The organism is Gemmiger formicilis (genome assembly GCF_016901605.1).
In the GTDB taxonomy this organism is placed as follows: domain Bacteria; phylum Bacillota; class Clostridia; order Oscillospirales; family Ruminococcaceae; genus Gemmiger; species Gemmiger formicilis_B.
This window is the reverse complement of the sequence record NZ_JACJKP010000283.1, coordinates 1-2133: the sequence shown is the minus strand read 5'-3', so window position 1 is coordinate 2133 and position 2133 is coordinate 1. Positions and strand designations below refer to the sequence as shown.

Annotated in this window: 3 protein-coding genes; all 3 read right to left on the bottom strand. The window is 59.0% G+C overall.

Features of this window, described 5'->3' with window-relative positions:
- Positions 1 to 982: hypothetical protein (locus H6B10_RS14175; RefSeq protein ID WP_204652192.1), on the bottom strand; the 982-nt coding region annotated here is incomplete at its 3' end.
- 21 nt (positions 983 to 1003) lie between these two features.
- Positions 1004 to 1681, bottom strand: coding sequence for a hypothetical protein (locus H6B10_RS14170; RefSeq protein ID WP_204652191.1), 678 nt, complete (start codon positions 1679 to 1681; stop codon positions 1004 to 1006).
- A partial coding sequence (locus H6B10_RS14165; protein ID WP_204652190.1) for a hypothetical protein occupies positions 1681 to 2133 on the bottom strand: 453 nt, incomplete at its 5' end. The genes H6B10_RS14165 and H6B10_RS14170, both read right to left, overlap by 1 nt.

Here is a 2133-nt window from a genome sequence, read left to right as displayed (position 1 = left end):
GGGCCACCAGCCACCCCACGTACCGGATGTTCCACAGGTAATAGATGGCCATGGGCGCGGCAAAGCAGGCTGCCGCAAAGCCGGTACGGCGGGCAAGCCCTTGTTTGAACGGTCCATCGCAGAAGAACCAGGCATCCACGGCGATAAGTCCCGCCGCCGCCAACGAAAGTACAAAGTCGTTGGCCTTGAGGTTTGCAGCCAGTGCCAGCACCGGCAGCACAGCCCAGCGGGGGCCATCGGTTTGGCGCAGTGCCAGCCACATGGCCACCGCCCCGCCAAATACCAGCCCCGCCGGCACATCGCCGTAGGAGGTCAGGTAGGTATCGGCCAGGTAGATGGTGTGGTTATAGATGGTAAAGAAGAAAGGGGTACACCACAGCACCGCCGCCAGCGGCACCGCCACCCGCCATTTTTTCCAGGGCAGGGCGCTGAGGACCGCCGCAAAGCACGCAAAATACAGTGCGTCATAAGCAAGATAAATTTTCCAGTCTGTATAATTTCCAAAGAACTGGAAGAAATAACTGAGCAGCGGCAGCCCGGGATTCTGGGTCACGGCCCAGGGGGTACCCAGCGTTGCGGTGGAATACAGACTGTTATCCACCTTGGTGATCTTGACGGCAGTAGCCCACAGGTTCAGCTCGTCAAAACCGGTAGCCATAGGCTGGCGGACAGAAAAATACACCGCAAAAGCCACCGTCATGCCCCAGAACAGCACACTGCCGGGGATAAACAGCGCCCGCCAATCCGGCGCAGCGCCTTTACGGGGCCAAAAAGCCCAGATACCGCCTGCCAGACAAAGCAGATAGACTGCCCAGGCTGCCGGGTACAGTACCCCGGCCATACCGGCCAGCGTGAACACCGCCACAATGCCGGAAAGGGCCGTAAGGGGGGCCATGCCCGCGGGCACCCGGGCTTTGAGGGTAAGCGCGGCGCAGAGCAGGAACAAAGCCAGCACAGACACCAGTACGCAGAATAATTCCATGAGAATCTCCTTGGTATTTGATCAATCCCGGGGAGCGTCCGGCTCCTCCTTGTGCAGCAGCGATCCCACCAATGCAATTGCCGCCACCGCCAAAGTAGGCACAAACAGCAGCAAAAGCCACTGCCCGCCATTGGGTATAAAACGGTCATACCAGGGGGTGGCCGGGTTCAGTTCAATGCCATGGAACAGGGTGGGAACGCCGCCCACACTGTCCGGGTCGATGCGCAATCCGGTGACCCAGCGTCCCCCCAGATCAAAGGTATACTCCCCCGTTCCGGTAACATTGGCATAGACTTTCTGGGTTTCGGTATAATCGGTCTGGCCGGGCAGCAGATAGTAGAGCGCCACACCGCCCGGAGGCAGCTGATGCTCCGCATACAGGCGCACCGTTTCCAGATATCCCTGCCCCTGCCAGTAGATATGCGGGTCGCTGTCGGTAGAAAGATACCAGTTGGGATCGTCATCGGGCGGGGTCCACCACTGGTTGGAACTGTAAGGGGCAAAGCTTTCGGTAACCAGTTCCGCAGGGGCCACCGTCTGCTGGGGCATCTCGCCTTTGAGTTTGTAGTTGATCATCACAGCGCTGCCCACCAGTCCCCGTACCAGCCACAGCACAATGGTCAGCAGGTAGGCCAGCAGCAACAGCTGCCGGGGCCGGAACAGCGGCCGCTTACTTTCGGGAAGTTTGGGTCTTGCCATCACGATACCTCCCTTTTGGTGGCAGCGGCGATGGTGAACGGTACCTCGGCGTCCTCGCCCTCAAAATGGTAGAGGGTCGCGGGCATATCATTGGTCAGACCGCCCTCAAACAACGGGCTGAATTCCCGCTGAAGGTAATCGTCGGCGCGGTCAATGAGCAGATAATCGCAGTCCTTTTCCGCCATATACGCTACCAGGGTATCCGGCACACAAACGGCCTTGTAATCATACAGGGTCCAGTTTTCGCTTTCCACCAGGTTCATAAAATCGCTGTCCCAGCGGTCCTCGGTTTCTCCCAGACGGCCGTAAAAACCGCCGAAGCCGTTGACCACCTGGGCGGTAAGTTCGTACCGATAATAGTACCAGCGGGTAGCGTCATCGCCCTGGCTGAGCACCAGCACACGGTCATCCCAATCCAGCACAGTGTTCATCACTTCTGCCCGCTGCTGCAC